We start from the raw sequence: 22,561 nt of genomic DNA, 5'->3' as shown, positions 1-22,561 counted from the left end.
CCGAGACGGCGTTCCAGCAGCCGCACATCGGCGACCGGCTCGGATCGCACCGAAGCCTCAGGCGTCGGTGCGCAGACGCTTTCACAATCCGGACCTTCATCGAACTGCATCTGGCTGATCCGGATCTGTCGCCGGAGTCGATCGCACTCGCCCACCACATCTCCGTCCGCTATCTGCACAAGCTCTTCCGTAGCGAGGGCACAACAGTGAATCAGTTGATACAGCTGCGCCGGCTCGCAGCCTGCCGGTACGAACTCGGCCGGGCACCGGATCGCAGGCTCGCCGTGGCCGCCGCGGCGCACCGTTGGGGTTTCGCCAGCGCGTCACACTTCAGCCGGGGCTTCCGGGCCGCCTACGGCATGTCGCCCAGTGAGTGGCAGGCTTTGGCGTCGGCCGACTCGGAAGTGTCCGTTCCTGGCCGTTCTCCCGGTGGGCATCGACGCCCCGGGGTTGTCATCGCGTCGCCCGTCTCGGGCACCACGGCTCCCGCGGCGGCGTCGAAGGCATGAGTCACCTCCGGTGCGGTGCCCTCGACGAGCAGTCGGCGGGCCCTCTCCTCGTGACGGCGGTCGGTGGCCGTGAGCCGGCTGTGGTGCTGGGCGAGATGCTCCGACCAGGACGCGACCAGGTAGTTCTCGACGAATCGGCCCGGATCGCTGCCGTCCTGGTAGAGGCCCCAGGTGAGGGCTCCGGTGCGTCGGCGTGAACGGGCCACATGGTCCATGCAGTCGATGAAGGCGGCCCTGTTCGCGGCCGCAATCCGGTACACGACGGAGACCAGCACGGGGCCGTCGGCCGGTCCGGGCTCGAACACCAGGGGCGGAACGGGCCAGTGGTCGGACGGGGACGGGTCGATGCCGTCCGCGCCGTGCAGCGGCCAGCGGCGCACACTCACCGCGCCGAGCAGCAGCAGACCGCTGCCGGCCAGAAGGGAGACGGTCAGCCCCGGCCCGTCGGCCAGCGCACCCCACAGGGGTGCCGCCAGCGCCTGCCCGCCCTGGAAGACCAGAAGATAGACGGCGAGTCCCCGGGCCCTGACCCAGCCGGGCAGCCGTGCCTGGACAGCCGCGTTGAGGGTGGACAGCACGCCGATCCAGGCCAGACCGGCGGGCAGCAGCACGACCGCCGCGAGCCACGGGACCCGGACCGTGGCCAGTACCGCCAAGACTCCGGCGAAGACGAGGGCCCCTGCGGCCAGAGTGCCGTTGACGCCCAGAGCGCGGCGGATCGCGGGCAGCGCGAAGGCCCCGCCCACAGCACCAGCTCCGACCGCACCGAGCAGCACCCCGTACCCGCCCGAGCCCAGGCCGAGGGAGCGGCTCGCGACCAGTGGAAGCAGCGACCACAGCGCGGCCCCTCCGGGGATGAACAGCACCGTGCGAAGCAGGACTCGGCGGACACCGGGCGCGTTCCACACGTAGCGGCGGCCGGCGTGCAGAGCCGTCAGGAGCTTCTCGCCCTGCGCAGTCGGCGGTTCCGCCCCGGGCCGTCTCCACAGTGCGAGAACGGCCGCGGTGCCGAGGTAGGAAGCGGCGTTGAAGGCGAAGACCCAGCCCGCGCCCGCTGCCGCGACCACCACTCCCCCGAGTGCCGGGCCGAGGGCGCGAGCGAGGTTCATGTTCACGGCGCCGAGAGCGGCCGCCTGTCCCAGCTGACGGCGTTCCACGAGTTCCGGCTGGATGGCCTGCCAGGCCGGGCCCATCAGAGCGGTACCGCATCCCAGCAGGAAGGTGAGACCGAGCAGCAAAGCCGGAGTGAGCGCGTCCGCGAACGCCAGAACCGACAGCGCGGTGGAGGCGGCGAGCATGGCGAACTGAGCGGCCAGCAGCACCGTACGACGGTCGAAACGGTCGGCCAGCACGCCAGAAGGCAGAGCCAGCAGCACAACGGGGAGACTGGACGCGGTCTGCACGAGCGTCACCAGGGCGGCGTCGTGGCCGATCAGCAGCCACTGGGCGCCCACGGTCTGCATCCAACTACCGATGTTGGAAACCAGTTGTGCGATCCACAGCGCCCGGAAGACACTCGCCGCGAGCGGGGCCCAGGCTGAATCGGACTCCGGGAAGTCTTTCGGTGGCAGTGCGGTGTTCACATCGGTCCCTAGCGGTATGGGGCACGGACACCTTTCTTCCGGCGGTGTCCCGGGTGCCGTGCGGGCGCGGCCGAGGCTGGCTGCGAGGACGGTCGCGGGTGCCCGTCGGCTGGGAGTGCAGCGTCTGTGGTCCCACGGCTCACTGACGAGGGCGTCGGCCCCTCCTGCGGGGTCGGCGCCGAGTTCACGCCTGCGGCTTGACCCGGGGGCCGTCGGAGGCCGAGAGGCGACGGGCAGCCGCGGACGTCACCACGAGCAGCACCATCGTCAGGACCAGGACCAGGACGAGTCCGGTGTGTGCCAGAAGCGCGGCGCCGGCGAGGGCTCCGAGGAATATGGCCACAGGATCCGCGGGCCGGACCGGGGTACGGCCCCGCCGGCAAGCGCGCCGACGAGGAACGCGGCCATCGACACGACAGAGGCGAGCACGGACAGGCCGTCGGCACCTGCCAGGGCGAACCCAAGGAACACCACGTTGCCGATCATGCTGGCTCCGCGGGGTTGTCGGTGGCGCTGGGCACCAGCCCACCGACCGGCATCGTGGACACCCTTTCGACAACCTCCTGCGGTATGAACAGCGTCGATTTCCATCTGCATCGGCTTCCAACTGCAGCGACAACGGCGAGCAGAGAGAATCGGGAGAACACGCAATCAATGCGTCTACGCTCAACCGAAGAGAATTCCGGGTGGGCCTTCTGTGCGATGCACAGCACCAACTCCGGCAACCTGCAACTGCTTCGCCACCAGGCTATTTCGAGCCGAAGCATCCATGTGTCCTGGCAGTGCACAGCATTGGTTCCGACAGTGCACTGCGTCTCCTTTCCATGCACTGTAGGGCCAACTCCGGTGCACCGACGGTCAATCTCCACCGCCTTCAGGGTTTTAGCTTGGCGTTTATGCAGCTCTCCTGTTTGTGATGGCTGCCGCGAGGTTTGGTTTGTCCTGTTTCCCGACGGGGTGCTCCCGTGCGCGGTGCTTGTTCTTCACCCCAATTGGCCGGCCGGGGCCTGCGGTGCTGGGTTTCGGTGCGCTGGCCGGCTGAGGCGTTTTCCCGTGGAGGCGGCGAAATCCTCGACGGACGCGCGCGGGTGTGAGGCGCCCTTGGCGGGCGGGCCGCTCCCAGGGATTGCGGAGGTCTTCTGCGAGGGGCCGGGCAAGGCGGAGTTGGGTGTGGGCTGCAATGACGAGCCAGGTCCAGCGGTCGGCGGCGGCCGGCTCGCGGAGTTTGGGAGCGGTCCACCCCAACGTCTGCTTGAACATCCTGAAGGTGTGCTCAAGGTCGAATCTGCGCAGGAATGCCTGCCAGAGCCGGTCCACATCCCCAGCAGTCGCGGCGGTGGCCGACCACCACAGCCAGACCGGCCTGGGGCTGCGGTCTCCACGGAGGTGGTCGACCTGAAGACGGATGACGGTGCCTTCGATGACCGGCAGGTCTCCTTCGGGGTGGTTGGCCCAGGCCGAGCGCCGGACCAGTAGTGGGTGCAGTCGATCCCAGGCAGTGGCGACGGCCTTCCCGTAGTGGGTGGTGTCGGTCACCGTGGTGACCGACGGGATCGGCTGAGTGGCCGCAACCTCGAACGCGAACTCCGCCCCGCGCTTGGGCTTGCGCCCGCGTTTGCCCGCCGGCTGTGGCGGGGGCGGGAAGTACAGGACGCGGTCCGAACGCATCCGGCCCAGCAGTTCCACGGGCAGGTCCGCGAGCAGGAAAGCCAGACGGGTCACGTCATAGTCGGCATCGACGACGACCAGGACGGGCGGGTCACCGATCTGCCACTGCCCTGTCACGTACAGCCGCTGGAACACGTCCCGGACCTGGGCTGCGGTGACGGCGATCGCGTCGTCCCACGGACACAGCCGGACCACGTCCAGCATGGCAGTCCACGACGTCCGCCCCGGTTCCAGAGCGGCAATGAAGGAGTAGGGCCACCCGGGGATCATCTGGGCCGAGCCCCTGCCCCGACCGTATGTATGGCAAAACAGCCGATCCGGGCTGGTATTCGCATCAGGCCGCAACCAGTTGCTGACATCGACCGCCAGGACCAACCGCCCCTCCGCCGTCCGGGGAAGCGGCAGACCCGCCAGCGCCCGGCGCAGCCGTGCCACATCCAGATGCCCGAGGTTCAGCCCGCCGTACAACGCACCATGTCCACGCTGATGCTCAGGCGCCAGGGACAGCTCGACCAACGTCCTCACTGGGCCGTCCGCACACAGCAAGGCGTCACTCAGCTCGAACAAGGCGTCGGGCCTCTTGGTCAGGCAGGCATAGAACTCCGTCCGGAAGCCCGACAGTTCGGCAAACGCATCCCGCTGCAGCAGACTCATTGTTCCGGCCTTCGTGCTGGTCAAGTGCCTCTGTGACGGAGCACAGGATCAGGCGAAGGCCGCTCTCGCGTCAGGCACTCAGCCGAAAGCGACACCAAGTTCGACGCTACGTTCGACCGCGGACGATAAACGCCAAGCTTAGTGGCGATCGAACGGCCTCGCAGATCTCCATATCTGGCGGGGAGTCGCCCCGCCGGAGGGACCAGCACATCGCATGAAACTCAGGAGACTCACAGGCTTCGGCCGCCGCGTGGAGGACCAGGCGATCAACCCGAGGTCGAGCGCTTCGGAGCCAAGCGGGCCGGGGTGACGATCGTCGAGATCGAGGGCGCCTCGCACGCCGTGGCCGTGTCCCGGCCCAAGGATGTCGCCGAGCTGATCCGCGATGCGGTACGCGCGACGAGGCTGCGGGCGGTATGGCGGCCGCGCGGCGGCACTCACCACACTGAGCGCCGCCGCGCGGCCTTCGGTCCCGGCACAGGGTGAGTCCCGCCGCGGGCCTCTTCACCGGCGCTCCACCGTGACCACCACGACCAGGACCGCCAGCAGCGCACCGGCGGCGAGGGCAGGTGCCGGGAGGAAAGCGGCCAGCAGGACGCCGACCGCGGCGACGGGGTACGGAATCCACTCGGCCACGGTTCTTTGATGGGGCTGGAGGTGTACGGCCCAGACGGTGATCAGGAAGACGGCCGCGGGGACGGTGACCGCCGCGCCCGCGGCCAACGGCGAGGCGTCCGTGCGACGCGTGACGTGATCGGCGTACGCGGCCAGGCCGGCTCCCTCGGCGGTCGCCGAAGCGAAGATCAAGTAGTGGCCGTAGGCCCAGGTGAATCTCCTGCGGTGGGCCTGGTGCGTCGTGGCAAGCAGGGTGTGCGCGGATCTGGCGAAGTACAGCCACCACATGGCGTAGGCCATGAACAGGCCACCGGCCGCCACCGCGTACAGCGAGCCGGTGACGTGGTGCCGGTCGAAGGCACTCCGGACGGCGACGGTGGCGGCCGCGACGGACTCTCCGAGGACGATGAGGGTGAAGAGTTCGTAGCGCTCGGCGATGTGGCGCGGATGCCATGGGGTCATCCCGGCGGACTGTGCCCACACCGGGACGGAGACCTCGGCGATGATCAGCACCACAATGCCCGGCAGCCGGGCCGATGCCGGGAGACCGAGCAACCCGACCCACCCGATCTGGCATACCGTCACCCCAACGGCGAAGCGCAGGGTGGTCGGCCGCCGAGCGGGGTCGGACCACGCGGCGCGCAGCCACAGGGCGGCCAGCGCCGTACGCAGCACGACGTATCCGATGGTGATGACCCGCAGGTCACCCTCCTCGAACGCGCGGGGAACGCCTGCGGCGAGCACGAGCGACCCCGTGATCTGGACCAACACCGTCAACCGGTACGGGACGTCGTCCGGGTCGTAGGCGGAAGCGAACCAGGTGAAGTTCATCCACGCCCACCAGATGGTGAAGAAGACCAGCGCGAAGCGCAGGACACCGGTGGCGTACTCCCCGTCGGTCAGCGCCTCGTGCAGACTCCCGGACGCCTGCGCCACCGCGATCACGAAACACAGGTCGAAGAGAAGCTCCAGCGAGGTGGCGGCCCTGTGCGGCTCTCCGGGGTCGCGGCCCGGCATGGTGCGCCATCGCCTGGGCGCCGGGGCCGCGTGGGCGATCGGGGGGCGGCTCAGCGGAGGGCTCCGAGCGCGGCCTCGACCGTCCGGTGGAAGGTGGGATACGTGTAAATCATGTGCTGGAGCCGGTCGACGGGTATCTCGGCGTGGACGGCCACGTTCAGTCCGTAGAGCACCTCGCCTCCCGCCGGCCCCGCCGACGTCGCGCCGATCAACACGCCCCGGTCCGCGTCCTCGACAAGCTTGATGAGCCCCTCGTTGCCCGGCCCGTGGATCCAGCCTCGCGTGGAGAAGGCGATGGGCAGCACACTGGTGCGTACCCGCAGCCCCCGCTCACGCGCCTGCCGCTCCGTCAACCCGACGGCTCCGATCTCCGGATCGGTGAAGGTGACGCGAGGCAGCGCCCGGTAGTCGGCGTCGAGACCGGGCTGTCCGAGGATGTCCCGGACGGCGATCTGCGCCTGGTACATAGACACATGGGTGAAGGCGCCTCGGCCTGTGATGTCGCCGACCGCCCACAGCCCCTCCCCCGCCCGCATCTGCCCGTCCGTGTTCACGGCTCCCGCCGATGGATCCAGCCCCACCGTGTCGACCGCCAGTGCGGCCAGGTCGGCGTAGCGCCCGGTGGCGACCAGAAGCCGTTCGGCACGAAGCGGCTCCCCGTCACCCTCAAGGCGGATGGTGAACTCGATGCCGTCATGGCTGACCTGCCGTGCCCGAGCACCCGTGAGTACGGTGACTCCGTCCGCCCGCAGCACCTCCGCGGCCAGCTCCCCGGCTTCCGGTTCCTCCTGCGACAGCAGCCGGTCCTGCCCCTCGATCACCGTGACCGCACACTTGAAGCGGGCGAAGACCTGGGCGAGTTCGACACCGATGGCGCCCCCGCCGAGCACGACCATCGACTCCGGCAGCTCCTTGGCCGCCATGGCATCCCTGTTCGTCCAGTACGGCGTTCCCTCGAGGCCCGGCACCGGGGGGATCCGGGGCCGCGTGCCGGTGGCCAGCACGACACCGCGCCGGGCTTCGAACGTGCGGTCGCCGACCGCCACCCGGCGCGGCCCGGAGAGACGGCCCGTCCCCCGGACGAGCCGGCCGCCCTTGGCCGCGAGACGGCCGGCGGCGGCCTGGTCGTTCCAGTCGTCAGTGGCCTCGCCGCGGATACGCCCGGCGACCCTGCCCCAGTCCGGAGTCACGACCGCTTCGCCGGCGAGGGCGGGCACCCGGCCCGCCTCGGCGAGCAGATTCCCGGCCCGGATCATCATCTTGCTGGGCACGCACCCCCAGTACGGACACTCGCCCCCGACGAGTTCCGCCTCGACCCCCACCACGTCCAGCCCAGCTTCGGCCAGCGTGCCCGCGACGTACTCACCACCCGGCCCCAGCCCGACGACCACCACATCCGCCTGCTCGTTCGCGCTCATGCCTGCCTCTCCTCGTTCCTCGGGCTCCACGGACGTGGGCCGTTCTGCCGAGGCTAGATCGGCCGGTCGAAGGCCCGTGCCCGACAGCGCACGGGGGCTTGCCCGAAAGCGAACGCTCGGCACGGGACGCCGCGCACTGTGCACTGGCGGACACCACCGCATGCGTTCCCGGTCAATGCGCCCTGCGTCGGGCACCTAGCGTCACTCGGGTACGCACAGCAAGGCACCACAGGAGGCGAACCATGACCACCAGTACCAAGCCCGTGAGCAGCAGCCAGCCGTGGCTGCACCAGAGGGGCGAGGTGATCCAGGAGTTCGGCACCGTCAAGCAGTTCCCGATCGGCCTGTCCTACGAGGCGCGGATGTACTCCTGCCAGCGCCTGAACAAGGTCCTGGCGGACACTCAGATCCTCTACGGCCTCTACAAAAAGCACCACTGGCTGATGCGCGGCGCGACCTTCTACCAACTGCACCTGGTCCTGGACAAGCACGCGGGGGAACAGCTCGAACTCGTCGATACCATCGCCGAACGCGTCCAGTCCCTGGGCGGCGTCGCGGTGGGCGACCCCAGGCACGTCGCGGAGATCACATCGATACCGCGGCCTCCGGACGGAGTGGAGGAAGTACCGGCGATGCTGTCACGGCTGCTGGAAGCCCACGAGACCATCCTCGTCGAGGCCCACGACGCCGCCGCCCGGACCGGGGAGCTGGGTGACGACGGCACCAACGATCTCCTGGTCTCACAGGTGATCAGGACCGGGGAACGGCAGACCTGGTTCCTGGCCGAGCATCTGGTCGACACCCCGCTCGTCCGCGCCTGAAGGATCCCGCCGGCCCGCGTCCGAAGGTGCCGGAGCACGTGTCTGAAGGAACATGAGTCGGCCCGGACGACGACATCGTCCGCATACGACGCAGCAAGGATCGTACATCGTCGTCTCTGTATTGGAGGGAGTGCTGTTCGACCGGGAGCGGATGATGGATCTGCGGCAGATGAAGGTCGTCGTCGCGGTGGCGGATGCGGGCGGGTTCACGGCGGCGGCAAGGCGGCCGCACGTGGTCCGGTCCGCCTGTCCAGCATGGTCCGGGCCCTCGAACGTGAGCTTGACACTCCCTTGTTCGACCGCACGACGCACCGCGTCGCCCTGACACCGGCCGGCGAGGCGTTCGTCCCCGCCGGCCGCACGACGCTCCACGCCGCCGAACTGGCACGTGCGGCGGTCAACACCATACGGGGGAGTCTGCGTGGGCGGGTGACGGTCGGCACGATGCAGGGGCTGGGCAAATCTCCACCACGCCCTGGCCGAGCTGTGGGCGGAGCACCCGGGCGCCTCGCCCTAGACCACATGGACGCCTTAGCTTGGCGTTTATCGTCCGCGGTCGAACGTAGCGTCGAACTTGGTGTCGCTTTCGGCTGAGTGCCTGACGCGAGAGCGGCCTTCGCCTGATCCTGTGCTCCGTCACAGAGGCACTTGACCAGCACGAAGGCCGGAACAATGAGTCTGCTGCAGCGGGATGCGTTTGCCGAACTGTCGGGCTTCCGGACGGAGTTCTATGCCTGCCTGACCAAGAGGCCCGACGCCTTGTTCGAGCTGAGTGACGCCTTGCTGTGTGCGGACGGCCCAGTGAGGACGTTGGTCGAGCTGTCCCTGGCGCCTGAGCATCAGCGTGGACATGGTGCGTTGTACGGCGGGCTGAACCTCGGGCATCTGGATGTGGCACGGCTGCGCCGGGCGCTGGCGGGTCTGCCGCTTCCCCGGACGGCGGAGGGGCGGTTGGTCCTGGCGGTCGATGTCAGCAACTGGTTGCGGCCTGATGCGAATACCAGCCCGGATCGGCTGTTTTGCCATACATACGGTCGGGGCAGGGGCTCGGCCCAGATGATCCCCGGGTGGCCCTACTCCTTCATTGCCGCTCTGGAACCGGGGCGGACGTCGTGGACTGCCATGCTGGACGTGGTCCGGCTGTGTCCGTGGGACGACGCGATCGCCGTCACCGCAGCCCAGGTCCGGGACGTGTTCCAGCGGCTGTACGTGACAGGGCAGTGGCAGATCGGTGACCCGCCCGTCCTGGTCGTCGTCGATGCCGACTATGACGTGACCCGTCTGGCTTTCCTGCTCGCGGACCTGCCCGTGGAACTGCTGGGCCGGATGCGTTCGGACCGCGTCCTGTACTTCCCGCCCCCGCCACAGCCGGCGGGCAAACGCGGGCGCAAGCCCAAGCGCGGGGCGGAGTTCGCGTTCGAGGTTGCGGCCACTCAGCCGATCCCGTCGGTCACCACGGTGACCGACACCACCCACTACGGGAAGGCCGTCGCCACTGCCTGGGATCGACTGCACCCACTACTGGTCCGGCGCTCGGCCTGGGCCAACCACCCCGAAGGAGACCTGCCGGTCATCGAAGGCACCGTCATCCGTCTTCAGGTCGACCACCTCCGTGGAGACCGCAGCCCCAGGCCGGTCTGGCTGTGGTGGTCGGCCACCGCCGCGACTGCTGGGGATGTGGACCGGCTCTGGCAGGCATTCCTGCGCAGATTCGACCTTGAGCACACCTTCAGGATGTTCAAGCAGACGTTGGGGTGGACCGCTCCCAAACTCCGCGAGCCGGCCGCCGCCGACCGCTGGACCTGGCTCGTCATTGCAGCCCACACCCAACTCCGCCTTGCCCGGCCCCTCGCAGAAGACCTCCGCAATCCCTGGGAGCGGCCCGCCCGCCAAGGGCGCCTCACACCCGCGCGCGTCCGTCGAGGATTTCGCCGCCTCCACGGGAAAACGCCTCAGCCGGCCAGCGCACCGAAACCCAGCACCGCAGGCCCCGGCCGGCCAATTGGGGTGAAGAACAAGCACCGCGCACGGGAGCACCCCGTCGGGAAACAGGACAAACCAAACCTCGCGGCAGCCATCACAAACAGGAGAGCTGCATAAACGCCAAGCTAAAACCCCTTCGGGCAACCTGTGCCAGGTGGGACCGGTCACGGCCCAGGGCGGACAGCCGTCTCGCTATCAGTGGCCGGACGCAGCACCTTCGAAGGGACGGGTACACACAGGGCGGAGATCTTGGAGCCGAGATCACCCCTGGGATGCCGGCTGAGCGCCCACTACAGTCACTCAGCGTGCCTGCGACAGCGCCAAGTTTCGTCTTCCGCCGTCCGTCACGGCGGCCCTCCTTGGGGAGAATCTGGGGAGGATCAGCGCTGATGGGGACCGTCTGGGGAGAATCGACTACATGAGACGGCACGCCCCTGAAAGACCCTGAAAGATTCATCTGCGCTGGTCAGAGGCGGCTGAAGCTGCATCGCTCCAGGTCAGCGCGACGTGGTAGACACCTTCATGACGTAGGTGCCCAGGTCGTCGGCTTCGGCGATTCCGGGCAGCGATCCGCCCTCCCGCAAGGGCGTGACGTAGCGGGTCGCGGTGACTTCGGTGAGCATTTTCCCAGGCTATCCGGCGCTCGGACCGCACGATCAGCGGTCCGGCCGAAGCCTCAGCCCTCCCGTGAGACCCGGTACCGACCCCGGGGAGCCCCGACTCCGTCTTCGCCGTCGGCGGTGACGTGACAGCCCGCGCGGTGCACACCGACGGCGAGATGTCCGTCTGCGGCGACATCGAGGCCGAGGTCGTCTACGGCTACTACAACGACCAGACTCTCCAGACGGGCACCATCCGCGCCCGGCTGGTCATCGAGGACGGGCACTGCACGATCGCCGCGGTGGAGGCGGACACCCACTTCGATCTGAACGACTACCAGCAGGGTTACGGCGACGGCGTACGGGAGCAGCCGCGCGAACTTTTGGTGGACGAGGTGTTCAGCAACGAGGAGGAAGAGGAGCAACTGGACCGGGCCCTCCTCTTCGCCCGGTGCGCGAGGGAGAACCGGTCTTCCGCGCGAACGACGCGACAGCTCGCTGACCCCGCATCGTCACCGCGCGGGAAACCCCGGAGACGTATCGCCTACGAGCACAGCTCCGCCACTACTCGGCTGCGGAGAAGCTCATACTCCTCACGGAGCCGCACGATCTCCGCAGGCCGTTCGATCACAACTCCGCCGACGACTGTCTCATCAGGGCCGAACTGCTCACGGGTGAGATCGACTTCGATCCCCATGCCCAGACGGTTCCACCAGTGGTAGTCCACTCGCTCGCCACTGACATGAACCTCACCGCGGACCAGCTCACCACCCAACAGGTCGTGCACCACCAGGGCGGTGACACCGCACTGGTCGCGCGCCGGATTGTCCGGGGTCCAGTTCGGACGGTGATCCGGCGTCGTCGTGTCCGCGCCCCAACCGCCGCGAATGGCCCGCTCAAGGTCGTTGAAGTTCCTCAGTGTCATACCGCTCAGCCTTGCAGACGCCTCTGACAATCACGCGCGATGCGTGGCTTCCCCGCAGCCGGCCCCGCCCCTGCCGGGGAAGCGCCGGTCGGTCCGGATTCCGCCTGTCGTAGTCTCCATTGCTCCCCCATTCGACTCCACGGCTGACGACGCGCTCGACAACACCCGGCGATTCCCCCGGCTGCTCGCCCGCACCTTCCGCTTCTCGCTCGGAGTGCCGCGACAGCTCACCGTCTCACCGGACGGCGCCCGGGTGCCCCTCGTACGAGCCATGTCCGGTACGGGACAAATCAGCCGGCTCCTGTGGTACGAGGACGGTGACGTGAGCTGCGCAGCAGGCCCTGTCTGCCGTCGTGGCACCGGCCGGGGGACGCGGAGGTCTTCCACGCGGCGGTCGCCGGTGGTGCGCCGACCGACCGACGGCTCTACGACACCCATTGGGAGGAACGGTTTCTCGGCCACCCGGATGTACTTCCGGAGAACTACGACCGCAGTTCACTGCACTCGGAGGCAGCCGGGCCGACACGCCCGCTCATGCTGATGCACGGACTTGCCGATGACCATGTGGCCGTCGTCCACATGCTGCGGTTCTCCGTCGCGCTGCCGGTCACGGGCCGGTCGCGCGCGGTTCTGCCGTGGTCCCGGTCCGGCCATCCGGTCACCCGGGAGGAGACGGTCAGCAGTCTGTTGCTGCTGGAGCGGGGCTTCCTCAAGAAGTCCCTGGGGCGTTGAACGCGGGCGTTCCGCTGCGCGTACCCCTGGTCGGACACCGAAGTCATGAACATTGCGGAAGGGAAAGTCAGCATGAGCGCATCGCAGGACCACGAGGTCCGTCCCGGGCGTCGGACCATTGTCGCAGCGGTCGGGGCCGTCTCGGCGGCTGCCGTACTCACCGCGTGCGGCAACCAGAAGGACTCGGGCGGTTCGGATCCGGTCGAGCCGGTCCATGGCGGATCAGTCGAGCCGGTCCATGGCGGATCAGAGGGCGGCGGAGTCGCTCTGGCAAAGACCGCCGACATTCCGAAGGGCGGCGGAAAGATCTTCGCCGACCGGGGCGTCGTGGTGACACAGCCCAAGGCCGGCGAGTTCAAGGCGTTCTCGTCGAAGTGCACCCACCAGGGATGCGCGGTGTCGAGCGTGTCGGGCGGCACCATCAACTGTCCTTGTCACGGCAGCAAGTTCGATGTGGCGACGGGCAGTGTGGAGGCAGGTCCGGCCACCCGGCCGCTGCCCGCCCGGCCGATCAAGGTCAAGGGCGACTCGATCACGCTCGTGTCCTAGGGCCGGTCCGGCCCGATTCGCCGGTCAGGCCCTGGCCCGCCCTCGGCTCCGCCAGCAACCGAGTACGTCATCGGTGGTCGTGATGGTGGCGATGAGGGCGAGTGTGTTGCGGATCATCGCGGGGGTGTAGTCGGCCGGCACCCCCGCGATGGCGTCGGACGGCACCACCGACGTATATCCGAGATTCACCGCGTCGAACACGGCGTTGGGGATGGCGACATTGGCTGAGACCCCGGTGACGACGAGCGTCCGGCAGCCGAGGTTGCGGAGCAGTGCGTCCACATCCGTGCCGGCGATGGGCGAAAGGCCATGCAGTCTGCGCACGACGAGGTCCTCGTCCGCCACCTCGATGGGCGCGGCGATCCGTACCGCCGTGGTGCCCGAGTGCTGTTGTACGGGCAACCGGCCGGCGGCCCGGAAGAGGCGGGCGTTGTTGTTGGCACCCCGCCCGTCGGGACGGCGTTCGGCCACCGCGTGCAGTACCTGGACCCCGGCCTCGTGGGCGGCCGCGACCAGTCGGGCGACGCGGTGAAGGGCGCCGGAGGACCTGACCTCCTCGGCCAGTTCGGGCAGCGCGCTGCCCGGGCCCACTACGCCTTGCTGGCATTCGACCGTCAGAAGCACGGTGGTGGCCGGATCGAGCTGCTCGGCGAGCTGTTCCTTCGACGGCACGGCTGCCCCTTTCGGCGGCGGATCGGGCGCGCGAGGTTAACCGCCATTGCGTGATGAGGGAAGAGGCCCCATGATCTCTGACACAGAGTCAGCTATCGGGAGGGAGCGTCCCATGTCCGCCATTCAGCGACGGGGCCGCCGGATCATGATGACGGACGCGGAACGGGACACCTATCTCGCCGAGCAGCGCACCTGCCGGGTCGCCACCGTGTCCGCGGACGGCCGCCCGCATGCCGGCGCCCTCTGGTTCGCCTGGGACGGCACCTCGATCTGGCTGTACTCGATCACCCGCAGCCTGCGCTGGTCCCAGCTGCGCAACGACCCCAGGATCGCGGTGGTCGTGGACGACGGGGTGGAGTACGCGGATCTGCGCGGCATCGAACTTTCCGGCGCGGCCGTCCCTGTGGGCGAGGCACCCCGTACCGGCGAACCGTGCCCCGAACTCGACGTGCCGGAACGGCTGTTCGCGGCGAAGTACTTCGGGATGGACACCATGCCGCACGACGGCCGGCACGCCTGGCTGCGGCTCACTCCTGATTCCATCACCTCCTGGGACTTCCGGAAGCTCGCAGGACCGTCCGCGACCTGAGGACACCTTTCCCGTCCTACGAGGACGGCGCATCCAGCTCCCGACCGGCCATCCGCAGCGCCGCCACCGCCGCCCTGATCGACGGACGCCGGTCCGCGTCGGTACGCCACACCGCATGGACGTGCCGTCGCATCTTCTGCCGTACGGGCACGAGCCGCACCCCGTCGGGCACCGGCCCTCGGCCCAGCCTCGGCGCCACACAGACCCCCATCCCTGCGGCGATCAGGGCGAGTTGGGTGTGGTGCTCGCCTGCCAGATGCGCGATGCGCGGTTCAATACCCTTCGAGCGCAGAGTGAACATCAGCCAGTCGTAGCAGAATTCGCCCTCCGGCCATGACACCCAATCGTCGTCGGCGAACTCCTCCAGATCCACCTCCACCCGGTCCGCGAGCCGATGACCGGCCGGCATCGCGATGTCCGGTGCGTCGTCGAGGAGTTCGGCCTTGGCCAGGCCGCCGGGCACCGGCAGCCGCTTGTTGCTCCAGTCCAGCACCACCGCGAGGTCGACGTCACCCCTGATCACCGCACGGATTCCGTCCTCGGGCTCCAATTCCCGCGTTCGCACGCGCAGTTCGGGGTGATCGGCGCGCAGCGCGAGCAGCGCCGCGGGGAAGAGTCCGCGCGCCGCGGTCGGAAAGGCGGAGAGCCGGATCTCGCCCACCACCTCACCGCGCTGCGCCTCGATGTCGGACTGGGCCAGCTCGACCTGGGACAGGATCCGGGCCGCATGGTCGGCGAGCAGCTGACCGGCGTCGGTGAGCCGGACCCCGCGGCCGTTCTTGGCGAGGAGCTGCTGCCCCACCTCCCGCTCCAGCTTCGACATCTGCTGGGAGACCGCCGATGTGGTGACATGCAGCCCCTCGGCGGCACCGCTGACCGAACCGTGCCGGGCGAGGGCATCCAGGGTACGCAGGCGCTCCAAGTTCAACATGTAAGCAATGCTACGCGAATTCTCGCACAAAATCTCACTTGTCCTACGCGATTGTTTTCGTCATGGTTGACCCCATGAGCGCCCCTGCCACACAGAGAACCACTCCTCCCGCCAAGCCCTCCGCCCCTGCCCCACCGGCCGGGGCGACTGCTCCGGCTCCGGCCCCAGCGCCTGCCGCGCGCCGGGCGCTGGACTGGCGGATCCGGTTCGGGGCGCTCTCGCTCATCTGGGGTTTCAGCTTCCTTCTGATCAAGGTCGGTACCGAGGGATACGCCCCGTTCCAGGTCACTCTCGGCCGCCTCCTGTCGGGCACGGCGGTGCTTGCCGTCGCGATGGCGGTACGGCGTGAGCGGCTGCCGCGCGGCGCCCGCACGTGGGGGCACCTGGCCGTCGCCGCGTTCTTCCTGAACGCACTGCCGTTCTCGCTCTTCGCGTATGCCGAGCTGAGCATCCCGTCGACGCTGGCCGGAATCTGCAATGCGACCTCGCCCCTGTGGGGCATGGCGCTTTCGCTCGTCGCACTCTCCGAGGACCGGCCGACCCGTCGCCGCGTCGCCGGACTCGGGCTCGGATTCCTCGGTGTACTTACCGTGCTGGGCGCCTGGCAGGGCTTCTCCGGGCTGGACTTCAGCGGTACGGTCATGGCCCTGCTCGCATCCCTCAGCTATCCGGTCGGCTGGATCTACGTCCGCAGGACGCTGGCGGGCGGCAGTTCGTCCACGCTCGCCCTGACCGGCAGCCAGCTCTTTCTCGGCACGGTGCAGATCGCCCTGGTGACCCCGCTGTTCACATCGGCCCCCGATGGATTCCCGCTCCTCCCGACACTTGCCGTGGTCGCCCTGGGGGCGCTCGGCACGGGCCTCGCGGTGCTGATGCAGTACGGCCTGGTGGCGGAGGTCGGACCGACGACCGCGCAGATGGTGACCTACTTCATTCCGGTGATCGCCACCGCGGCCGGAGTCGTCGTGCTCGGCGAGCAGCTGAGCTGGAACACTCCGGTCGGCGCGCTCGTGGTCCTGGCAGGTGCCGCTCTCACCCAGAGCAGGGCCCGCAGCGGCAGGGCCAGGACCGAGACTCAGCCGTAGTTCAGCGGTTTCGCCGGTCCCGCCGCTGCCGCCACCGCATCGGCCAACGGCCCGATGTCGGCCCCGGTCAGCGGTGAGACGGTGAGACGGATCCCCTGGGGCGCAGTCATCCGGAACCGCGCCCCGGGCGCCACCGCCCAGCCTGCGTGCAACAGCCGCGCCACCGCACCGGTCTCGTCGCTGACCGGTACCCACACGTTCATGCCGCTGCGTCCGTGCGCCTCCACGCCCCGCTCCTTCAGCGCCTTCACGAGCGCGTCCCGCCGCTCTGCGTACGCCCCTGCCACCTCGCCCGAATCGACCGCGCCCGAGGACCACAGGTGCACCACGGCCCGTTGCAGCAGTCTGCTGACCCAGCCGGGGCCCAACCGCTGCCGGCCCGACACCCGGTCGACGGTGACCGGGTCGCCGGTCAGCACGGCGACCCGCAGATCCGGTCCGTACGCCTTGGCCACGGACCGCACGAATGCCCACCGGTCCGTGGCACCCGCCAGCGGGTACAGCGGCAGATCGACGATGGCGTGCCCGTGGTCGTCCTCGATCAGGAGAACGCCGCGGTATCCGGCAAGAACGCCCCGCAGCTCGAAGGCGCGCCCGGCGCTGATCGCGGCCCCGGTCGGATTCTGCGCACGGTCGGTGAGCACGAGGGCGCGGGCACCGGCGTTCAGCGCGTGCTCGACGGCATCGGGCAACGGTCCCTCGTCGTCGAGCGCGACGGGCACTGGGCGCAACCCCAGCGCCGGTACGAGATCCAGCAAGCTGCCCCACCCCGGGTCCTCGATGGCCACCGCGTCACCGGGCTTGAGATGCGCGACCAGCACACGCTCGATCGCATCCAGCGATCCGGAGGTCGCGACGACGGATCCGGCAGGCACCGTGTCGGCATCCAGCGCGGCGCGGGCGAGTGCGGCGAACTCCGGGTCCACCGGTGGCTGTCCGTACATTCCGGGCCGCCGCGCATACTCACCCGCGGCCGCCGCGAATGCCTCCCCCAGCGCGGGCAGCAACGCCGGATCGGGGTTCCCCTCCCCCAGGTCCCGCACCCCGGGCGGCGCCTCGACCCGGAGCGAACCGCGCGCCGTACTCGCGGGTCGCGGCCGCACCCTGCTGCCCCGGCGCCCGGCCGTCTCGATCACCCCGCGCTCGCGGAGCGTGCGGTAGGCGGCCGCCACCGTATTGGGATTCACCCCCAGCAGGTCCGCCAACTCCCGCATGGGCGGCAGTACTTGTCCGGGCGCGAGCTCCCCCGAACCGACCCCGCGCTCCACACTGGCGGCAATTTCCGCTGCACGCCGCCCGACGATCCGATACTCTCCTAGCACAAACAAGATTATGCACTAGTGCAATGGAGTACGCAATGCCGGACACCGCATCGCCGCAGACCACGGGCCCGGACGCCGCGGCCGGATACCAGCCGACCGAGCGCACCGTCCCGACCCGTTCCCGCGATCGCGCGGCGTACGACCGGGAACTGGTCCACTCGATACTCGACGAGGCGTACGTCTGCCATCTCGGCTTCGTCCGTGACGGCTCACCGGTGGTCCTGCCGACGCTCTTCGGCCGGATCGGCGAGCGGCTCTACGTACACGGCTCGACCGGCTCCCGGCCATTGCGGGAGGCCGGCCGGACCGATCCCGGCCTGCCCGTCTGCCTGACGGTGACGCATGTCGACGGACTGGTGCTCGCCCGTTCCGCCTTCCACCACTCGATCAACTACCGCTCCGTGGTGGTCCACGGCATCGCGCGGACGGTCACCGACCCGCAGGAGCGGCGGACCGCCCTCGACGCGATCGTCGACCATGTGGTGCCGGGCCGGTCCGCGGACTCGCGGCCCGCCGACGAGAAGGAGCTGGCCGCGACAGCGGTCATCCGGCTGGACCTCCAGGAGGTCTCCGCCAAGATCCGCACCGGCGACCCCAACGACGAACCCCGCGACCTCGAGCTGCCCCACTGGGCGGGCGTCGTCCCGCTCGCCCACGGCTATGCGACGCCGCTCCCCTCGCACGACCTCGATCCCGCCGTCGGGGTACCGGACTACATCGCCGCGCTCTGACCCCGCCCTGGGTGGCCGAGCCCGCCGCCGGGTACGGCCCGGCCACCCCGGCGGTCAGGCCGGTACGGCCGCCCGGCGGCGGGCGTGCGCGGCGCTGCGCGCCTCGGCGAACGCCAGCCCCGCCACGGCCATGAGGAGCAGCAGTGTCCCGGCGACGGTGGCCGCGGTGAGCTGTTCACGGAGCACCACCACGGCGATGACCGCCGCGCTGACCGGTTCGAGCAGCATGATCACGGACACCGTCGCGGCACGTACCGCCGCGGCGCCCGCGAAGTACAGCGCATAGGCGAGCGCGGTCGGCACCGCCGCCACATACCCCAGCAGCGTCACGACCTGCGCGGCCTGAGCGGTATGCGGTACGAGCCCCTCGGTCGCAGCCATCGGCAGCAGTCCGACGGCTCCGATCCCGAATGCCCATGCGCTGGTGGCGAGCGAGTCGGTGGCGCCGCCGTCGCGACCGAGCCACCGGGTCAGCAGGGTGATCGTCGCGTAGCCGGCCGCGGAGAGCAGTGCCAGGGCAACCCCGGCGGGCCGCACAGCGGCCCCGTCGCCGCCGAGCACCAGTACGGCGAGCCCTGCCAGCGCACCCACCACCGCAGTGAGTCCGCCGCGTCCCAGCCGCTCCCCCATGGTCAGCCGTGCACCGACCGCGATGAACACGGGGCCCGCTCCAAGGGTGACGACGGTCCCGACCGCGAGGCCGGTCGCCTCGACGGCCGCGAAGTACGCGCTCTGGAAGACGGTGAGACCGACGCCGGTCCCCAGGACGCGCAGCAGCCGACGGCGGCGCGGTTCGGCGGGGACGGCCACGCGTCGGGGCCGTAGCGCCAGCGCGGCAAGCAGTAGCACGAGGCCGCCCAGGCAACGCCAGAACGACAGGGCGAGCGGGCCCAGATCGCTGACCTCGAAGATCAGCGAAGCGGCGGCCCCGGCAGTGCCCCAGGCGATACCGGCGACGATCAGATAGAAGAGGCTCCGCCCGACGGGCAGGCCGGTAGCAGGGTTCGACACGTGACTTCTCCAGATGAAGACAGGACGGTGGTCGCTCGGCTCCGTACACGGGCAGCGACGTACCGCTCGGAACTGCCCGAGCCCGGTCTTCGTCAGGAGTGGCCGCCCGCGCTAGGCGGCAGGCGGCGGAAGTACGGTCGAATGCATGATCGTCACATTACGTCGCAGTACGACCCGCGGACAACTCCCCCTCGGCAGCGGCAGGGCCTCCGTCCGGTCGCGCAGTGCGCCCCTCGCCCCGTCCGGATGCGACGGGACCGGAGGGCGTCTTCGGTGTCGCCGACTGAGCGATGAAGGCACCGATCAGCACCATGGAACCGCCGATGAGCTGCGGCGCCGACAGGTGCTCGCCGAGCATCACCCAGGCGAGCACGGTCGCGATGACCGCCTCGAGGCAGGCGACGACGCCCGCCACCGCGGGTGAGAGCAGCCGCACCGAGATCACCCCGGTGACGTAGGCGATCACCGTCGATATCAGCACGATCCAGACGAGCAGCAGCCAGGCGGGTACATCCGTGCCGTCCATGCCCGCGCTGTCTCCCAGAACCGACCAGTCCATGCCCCAGGGCCGTGCGACTACGGTGAGGACGACCGTGCCGATCAGCAGCCCGTACGCGATGACGCCGACCGGATGCGGAGGTTCGACTCCTTCCGAGCTGCCCGCGCTGCCCTGGTCCGACAGGACGAAGTAGCCGACCTGGCAGCAGGCGGCGCCGAGCGCGAGCAGCAGCCCGACCACGTCGAAGCTCAGCCCCGACCAGATCTCGACCACGCAGGTGAGTCCCCCGACGGCGAGCACCACACCGACCGCGGCACCCCGGGCGACCGGCCGGCGCTGGACGAAGCGGACCCACCCGAGGACGAGCGCGGGCGCCAGATACTCGACGAGAAGAGCGACACCGACCGGGACACGGGAGATCGCAGCGAAGTAGAAGGCCTGCACACCCGCCACGGCGAGCAGCCCGAACCCCAGCAGCAGGATTGGCCGGCTGCGCACGAGAACCCGGTGGCGCCAGGCGATGGGCAACATGACAAGGGCGGCGCCCGCCACCCGTAGCCACACCACATGGAGCGGATCAAGTCCTGCCTCGATCAGCGGCTTGGCCGCCACCCCTGAACCACCGAATGCGAACGCCGAGGCCAGGGCAAGTCCCAGGCCGGCGCTTCTCCCCTGAGACGCGTGCATCGGCACATCATGACAGCTGTGGTCAGTAGCGTCACCCCTGTAACCCCTGACGCACGCTCTCGGTCAGAAGCTCGGCTCCACCGCCGCTTTCGCCATCAGCTCCCCAGCCCGGCGACAGCCAGTCCGTCCATGTAGTCACGGACCCGCGTGATCAGTCCGTCATGGACGCGGACGATCAGCACACCGGGCACGATGAAGGTCCCGGTCGGCAGTGCGCCGACCACGACGTGCTCGCCAATGATCACTTCCGGATCGGCGGTCTCGTGGATCTCCATGTCCTTGACGGCCTCCACCCGGACGGGGCTCGCGCCCCAGGCTGCCCGGTATCCGGCGCGCACCTCCTCGCGCCCCTCATAGCGGGAGGGAAACCCGGGGGAGGAGAACGGGAACTCATGCACCGCGTCCGCGGCGTACAGGTCCGCGAGGTCGTCCGCGGACTTGTCGAGCATGGACTGGTGATAGCGGCCCAGCACCTCGCGGGGCGTACGGGCCGAGGGTATCTGCCGACCTGACACGGAACTCACTCCGTTCACTCAACGAATGTTGACGCAATTACCGTACGAGCCCGCAAAGGCTTCGGTCAACGGCTGTAGAGTTAAATCGTGACCGTCCCTCCCGTCTCCCGCGCCGACCGCCGCCGAGCCACCGAGGCGCGCATCCTCGACAGCGCCCGCGAGCTGTTCGCCGAGCGGGGCTTCGATCGCACCACCATCCGTGCCGTGGCAGCCGCGGCAGGCGTCGATCCGGCTCTGGTCATGCAGTACTTCGGGTCGAAACGCGAGTTGTTCACCCAGGCCGTACAGGCGCCCCCCGCGCTGCCGACCGACGCCGACGGCGACGCGCTGCTGGATCAGCTGATCACCACGCTCGGCCTCAAGCTCGGCGGCCTCCCCGACGGCACGCTGGCGATGATGCGCTCCATGCTCACCGATCCGGCCGCGGCCGATCACGCCCGCGCGAGCCTCAACCGGCAGATCGGCAGCATCGGCGCGGCACTACCGGAAGTCGCGGACGCCGAGCTGCGCGCCGCACTGGTCATCACCACCATGGTCGGCGTCACCATCGGCCACCAGCTACTCGGCCTCGACGCCCTTCGCGACGCTCCCGCCGACCGCATCGCCGCCCTGCTCCGCCCGGCTTTCAAGGCCCTGACCGAACCGCCACGCTGAATCGACGCCCGCACGTCAGGTGCCGTCAGCCCCCGGCTCCCCGCCACCCCTGGCCGGACGCCCCCACGATCCGGGCCGTGAGCTGCTCCGCATCGACGCCGGCCCGCTGCAGCACCTCGACGGCCCGGCACTCGTGGTCCGAGGCCAGCGCCGCCAGCAGATCGAGCCCTCCGGCCCGTGCGTCGCCGCGCAGCTCCGCCCGCTCGCGGGCTTCGGCCATCGCCGAAGCCGCCGAGGGCGACCAACCCTCCACCCCCGTGTCCCGCACCGCGGAATCCAGGTCCTCGACGACCGGGACAGCGCCGGTGTCCTCCACCGCACCCTGCCAGCGGAGCCCGTATCCGATACTGCGCTGGACAAGATATCCGAGCACCTTGGCCAATTGCGGTCCGCCCTCGAAGGCCGCCCGCACCTCGGGGTCCGATTCGATGAGGGAGTGCAGCAGATGCGCGGTGTCGATCTGCCGGTCGCCGTCGCGCAGTGCGCGCCTTCGGGCACCCGTCACCACGGCGGCCAGCTCCACAGTGAGTCTGGCGTCGAACTCAGCACGGTTCGGTGCGGGCTGCTGAGGGATCCGCGGCGTCCGGTTTTGCACACCTCTTACCCCATCAGCCCCACCGCGCCGAAGCATCGCCGGAAGGACCCATTTAGGCATCCCACGCAAGTTGGGCACACCCGAGCGGTTCCTCCTCCTTACGGATGAGATCTCGCCATTCCCGGATCCGATCCGGGAAAACGGCGCGCGCCGCCTTGCACCGCGCCCCCGGAGCAACCGGGGCCTCCCTCGTAACG

The 22,561-nt window shown here is 69.5% G+C and carries 24 protein-coding genes and 3 pseudogenes; 11 read left to right on the top strand and 16 right to left on the bottom strand.

Annotation, left to right across the window (positions count from 1 at the left end):
* Positions 1 to 23 precede the first annotated feature (23 nt).
* Positions 24 to 383: pseudogene (locus OG609_RS34555) on the top strand (helix-turn-helix domain-containing protein); the annotation flags it as partial.
* Here OG609_RS34555 and OG609_RS34550 read toward each other — a convergent pair.
* From OG609_RS34550 to OG609_RS34535, 4 genes are all read right to left on the bottom strand, one after another.
* Complete coding sequence (locus OG609_RS34550; RefSeq protein WP_327276420.1) at positions 353 to 2,092, bottom strand: MFS transporter; 1,740 nt, start codon at positions 2,090 to 2,092, stop codon at positions 353 to 355. The pseudogene OG609_RS34555 and the gene OG609_RS34550 overlap by 31 nt on opposite strands.
* Before the next feature lie 184 nt (positions 2,093 to 2,276).
* Entirely contained in the window at positions 2,277 to 2,435 is a 159-nt protein-coding gene (locus OG609_RS34545) for a hypothetical protein (protein WP_327278421.1), read from the bottom strand.
* Positions 2,360 to 2,578 (bottom strand): DUF1275 family protein, encoded by a 219-nt coding sequence (locus OG609_RS34540; RefSeq protein ID WP_327276419.1) that lies wholly within the window; start codon positions 2,576 to 2,578, stop codon positions 2,360 to 2,362. The genes OG609_RS34545 and OG609_RS34540 overlap by 76 nt, the downstream gene beginning before the upstream one ends.
* Before the next feature lie 408 nt (positions 2,579 to 2,986).
* Positions 2,987 to 4,414, bottom strand: a complete 1,428-nt coding sequence (locus tag OG609_RS34535) for an NF041680 family putative transposase (protein ID WP_327276414.1) — start codon at positions 4,412 to 4,414, stop codon at positions 2,987 to 2,989.
* A gap of 270 nt (positions 4,415 to 4,684) precedes the next feature.
* Here OG609_RS34535 and OG609_RS34530 point away from each other — a divergent pair.
* Positions 4,685 to 4,900 (top strand): annotated as a pseudogene (locus OG609_RS34530) (hypothetical protein); the annotation flags it as partial.
* An 18-nt stretch (positions 4,901 to 4,918) separates the two neighbouring features.
* On the opposite strand, the gene OG609_RS34525 reads toward OG609_RS34530, so the two are convergent.
* Together OG609_RS34525 and OG609_RS34520 are read right to left on the bottom strand one after the other, a co-directional pair.
* Positions 4,919 to 6,046: a low temperature requirement protein A gene (locus OG609_RS34525; RefSeq protein ID WP_327276418.1), complete on the bottom strand. Its 1,128-nt coding sequence runs from the start codon at positions 6,044 to 6,046 to the stop codon at positions 4,919 to 4,921.
* 50 nt (positions 6,047 to 6,096) lie between these two features.
* Positions 6,097 to 7,464 (bottom strand): dihydrolipoyl dehydrogenase family protein, encoded by a 1,368-nt coding sequence (locus OG609_RS34520; protein WP_327276417.1) that lies wholly within the window; start codon positions 7,462 to 7,464, stop codon positions 6,097 to 6,099.
* A 242-nt stretch (positions 7,465 to 7,706) separates the two neighbouring features.
* Between OG609_RS34520 and OG609_RS34515 the strand changes: the two genes are divergently transcribed.
* The 3 genes from OG609_RS34515 to OG609_RS34505 all read left to right on the top strand — a co-directional run bounded on the left by OG609_RS34515 (position 7,707) and on the right by OG609_RS34505 (position 10,385).
* On the top strand, positions 7,707 to 8,285 hold the full coding sequence (locus OG609_RS34515) for a Dps family protein (RefSeq protein WP_327276416.1): 579 nt from the start codon (positions 7,707 to 7,709) through the stop codon (positions 8,283 to 8,285).
* Positions 8,286 to 8,540: 255 nt separating this feature from the next.
* A complete protein-coding gene (locus OG609_RS34510; RefSeq protein ID WP_327276415.1) occupies positions 8,541 to 8,879 on the top strand; it encodes a LysR family transcriptional regulator in 339 nt (112 codons plus the stop codon).
* Positions 8,880 to 8,957: 78 nt separating this feature from the next.
* Positions 8,958 to 10,385, top strand: coding sequence for an NF041680 family putative transposase (locus OG609_RS34505; RefSeq protein WP_327276414.1), 1,428 nt, complete (start codon positions 8,958 to 8,960; stop codon positions 10,383 to 10,385).
* A 401-nt stretch (positions 10,386 to 10,786) separates the two neighbouring features.
* Here the strand turns inward: OG609_RS34505 and OG609_RS34500 are convergent.
* The 3 genes and pseudogenes from OG609_RS34500 to OG609_RS34490 all read right to left on the bottom strand — a co-directional run.
* Positions 10,787 to 10,891: pseudogene (locus tag OG609_RS34500) on the bottom strand (HipA family kinase); the annotation flags it as partial.
* Between the two features lie 53 nt (positions 10,892 to 10,944).
* Positions 10,945 to 11,292 (bottom strand): hypothetical protein, encoded by a 348-nt coding sequence (locus tag OG609_RS34495; RefSeq protein WP_327276413.1) that lies wholly within the window; start codon positions 11,290 to 11,292, stop codon positions 10,945 to 10,947.
* A gap of 119 nt (positions 11,293 to 11,411) precedes the next feature.
* Entirely contained in the window at positions 11,412 to 11,792 is a 381-nt protein-coding gene (locus tag OG609_RS34490; RefSeq protein ID WP_327276412.1) for a YunG family protein, read from the bottom strand.
* Positions 11,793 to 12,119: 327 nt separating this feature from the next.
* On the opposite strand from OG609_RS34490, the gene OG609_RS34485 reads away from it, so the two are divergent.
* Complete coding sequence (locus OG609_RS34485) at positions 12,120 to 12,524, top strand: alpha/beta hydrolase family protein (protein WP_327278287.1); 405 nt, start codon at positions 12,120 to 12,122, stop codon at positions 12,522 to 12,524.
* Between the two features lie 72 nt (positions 12,525 to 12,596).
* Positions 12,597 to 13,073 (top strand): Rieske (2Fe-2S) protein, encoded by a 477-nt coding sequence (locus OG609_RS34480; protein WP_327276411.1) that lies wholly within the window; start codon positions 12,597 to 12,599, stop codon positions 13,071 to 13,073.
* Between the two features lie 24 nt (positions 13,074 to 13,097).
* Here OG609_RS34480 and OG609_RS34475 read toward each other — a convergent pair whose 3' ends face one another.
* Positions 13,098 to 13,745 carry a cysteine hydrolase gene (locus OG609_RS34475; protein WP_327276410.1) on the bottom strand — a complete coding sequence of 216 codons (648 nt, stop codon included), beginning with the start codon at positions 13,743 to 13,745 and terminating at the stop codon, positions 13,098 to 13,100.
* A 112-nt stretch (positions 13,746 to 13,857) separates the two neighbouring features.
* Here OG609_RS34475 and OG609_RS34470 point away from each other — a divergent pair, with 112 nt between their 5' ends.
* Positions 13,858 to 14,334: a pyridoxamine 5'-phosphate oxidase family protein gene (locus tag OG609_RS34470; protein WP_327276409.1), complete on the top strand. Its 477-nt coding sequence runs from the start codon at positions 13,858 to 13,860 to the stop codon at positions 14,332 to 14,334.
* Between the two features lie 16 nt (positions 14,335 to 14,350).
* On the opposite strand, the gene OG609_RS34465 is transcribed toward OG609_RS34470, so the two are convergent.
* Positions 14,351 to 15,265 carry a LysR family transcriptional regulator gene (locus tag OG609_RS34465; RefSeq protein ID WP_327276408.1) on the bottom strand — a complete coding sequence of 305 codons (915 nt, stop codon included), beginning with the start codon at positions 15,263 to 15,265 and terminating at the stop codon, positions 14,351 to 14,353.
* Positions 15,266 to 15,339: 74 nt separating this feature from the next.
* Here OG609_RS34465 and OG609_RS34460 point away from each other — a divergent pair, with 74 nt between their 5' ends.
* Positions 15,340 to 16,350 (top strand): DMT family transporter, encoded by a 1,011-nt coding sequence (locus OG609_RS34460; protein WP_327276407.1) that lies wholly within the window; start codon positions 15,340 to 15,342, stop codon positions 16,348 to 16,350.
* Here the strand turns inward: OG609_RS34460 and OG609_RS34455 are convergent.
* Positions 16,341 to 17,672 carry an aminotransferase class I/II-fold pyridoxal phosphate-dependent enzyme gene (locus tag OG609_RS34455; protein ID WP_327276406.1) on the bottom strand — a complete coding sequence of 444 codons (1,332 nt, stop codon included), beginning with the start codon at positions 17,670 to 17,672 and terminating at the stop codon, positions 16,341 to 16,343. The two genes, OG609_RS34460 and OG609_RS34455, sit on opposite strands and share 10 nt — an antisense overlap.
* 35 nt (positions 17,673 to 17,707) lie before the next feature.
* Here OG609_RS34455 and OG609_RS34450 point away from each other — a divergent pair, with 35 nt between their 5' ends.
* Positions 17,708 to 18,403, top strand: coding sequence for a pyridoxamine 5'-phosphate oxidase family protein (locus OG609_RS34450; protein ID WP_327276405.1), 696 nt, complete (start codon positions 17,708 to 17,710; stop codon positions 18,401 to 18,403).
* A gap of 54 nt (positions 18,404 to 18,457) precedes the next feature.
* On the opposite strand, the gene OG609_RS34445 is transcribed toward OG609_RS34450, so the two are convergent.
* The 3 genes from OG609_RS34445 to OG609_RS34435 form a co-directional block, all read right to left on the bottom strand.
* Entirely contained in the window at positions 18,458 to 19,414 is a 957-nt protein-coding gene (locus tag OG609_RS34445; RefSeq protein ID WP_327276404.1) for a DMT family transporter, read from the bottom strand.
* 157 nt (positions 19,415 to 19,571) lie between these two features.
* Positions 19,572 to 20,600, bottom strand: a complete 1,029-nt coding sequence (locus tag OG609_RS34440) for an EamA family transporter (protein ID WP_327276403.1) — start codon at positions 20,598 to 20,600, stop codon at positions 19,572 to 19,574.
* Between the two features lie 95 nt (positions 20,601 to 20,695).
* Positions 20,696 to 21,115 (bottom strand): nuclear transport factor 2 family protein, encoded by a 420-nt coding sequence (locus OG609_RS34435; protein WP_327276402.1) that lies wholly within the window; start codon positions 21,113 to 21,115, stop codon positions 20,696 to 20,698.
* An 87-nt stretch (positions 21,116 to 21,202) separates the two neighbouring features.
* On the opposite strand from OG609_RS34435, the gene OG609_RS34430 reads away from it, so the two are divergent.
* Positions 21,203 to 21,769, top strand: coding sequence for a TetR/AcrR family transcriptional regulator (locus OG609_RS34430; protein ID WP_327276401.1), 567 nt, complete (start codon positions 21,203 to 21,205; stop codon positions 21,767 to 21,769).
* A gap of 25 nt (positions 21,770 to 21,794) precedes the next feature.
* On the opposite strand, the gene OG609_RS34425 is transcribed toward OG609_RS34430, so the two are convergent.
* Positions 21,795 to 22,364, bottom strand: a complete 570-nt coding sequence (locus OG609_RS34425) for a Clp protease N-terminal domain-containing protein (RefSeq protein ID WP_327276400.1) — start codon at positions 22,362 to 22,364, stop codon at positions 21,795 to 21,797.
* Positions 22,365 to 22,561: the final 197 nt, after the last annotated feature.

Source organism: Streptomyces sp. NBC_01224, assembly GCF_036002945.1.
Lineage (GTDB): Bacteria > Actinomycetota > Actinomycetes > Streptomycetales > Streptomycetaceae > Streptomyces.
The sequence above is the reverse complement of the archived record's forward strand: the minus strand, read 5'-3'. Positions and strand labels throughout refer to the sequence as shown.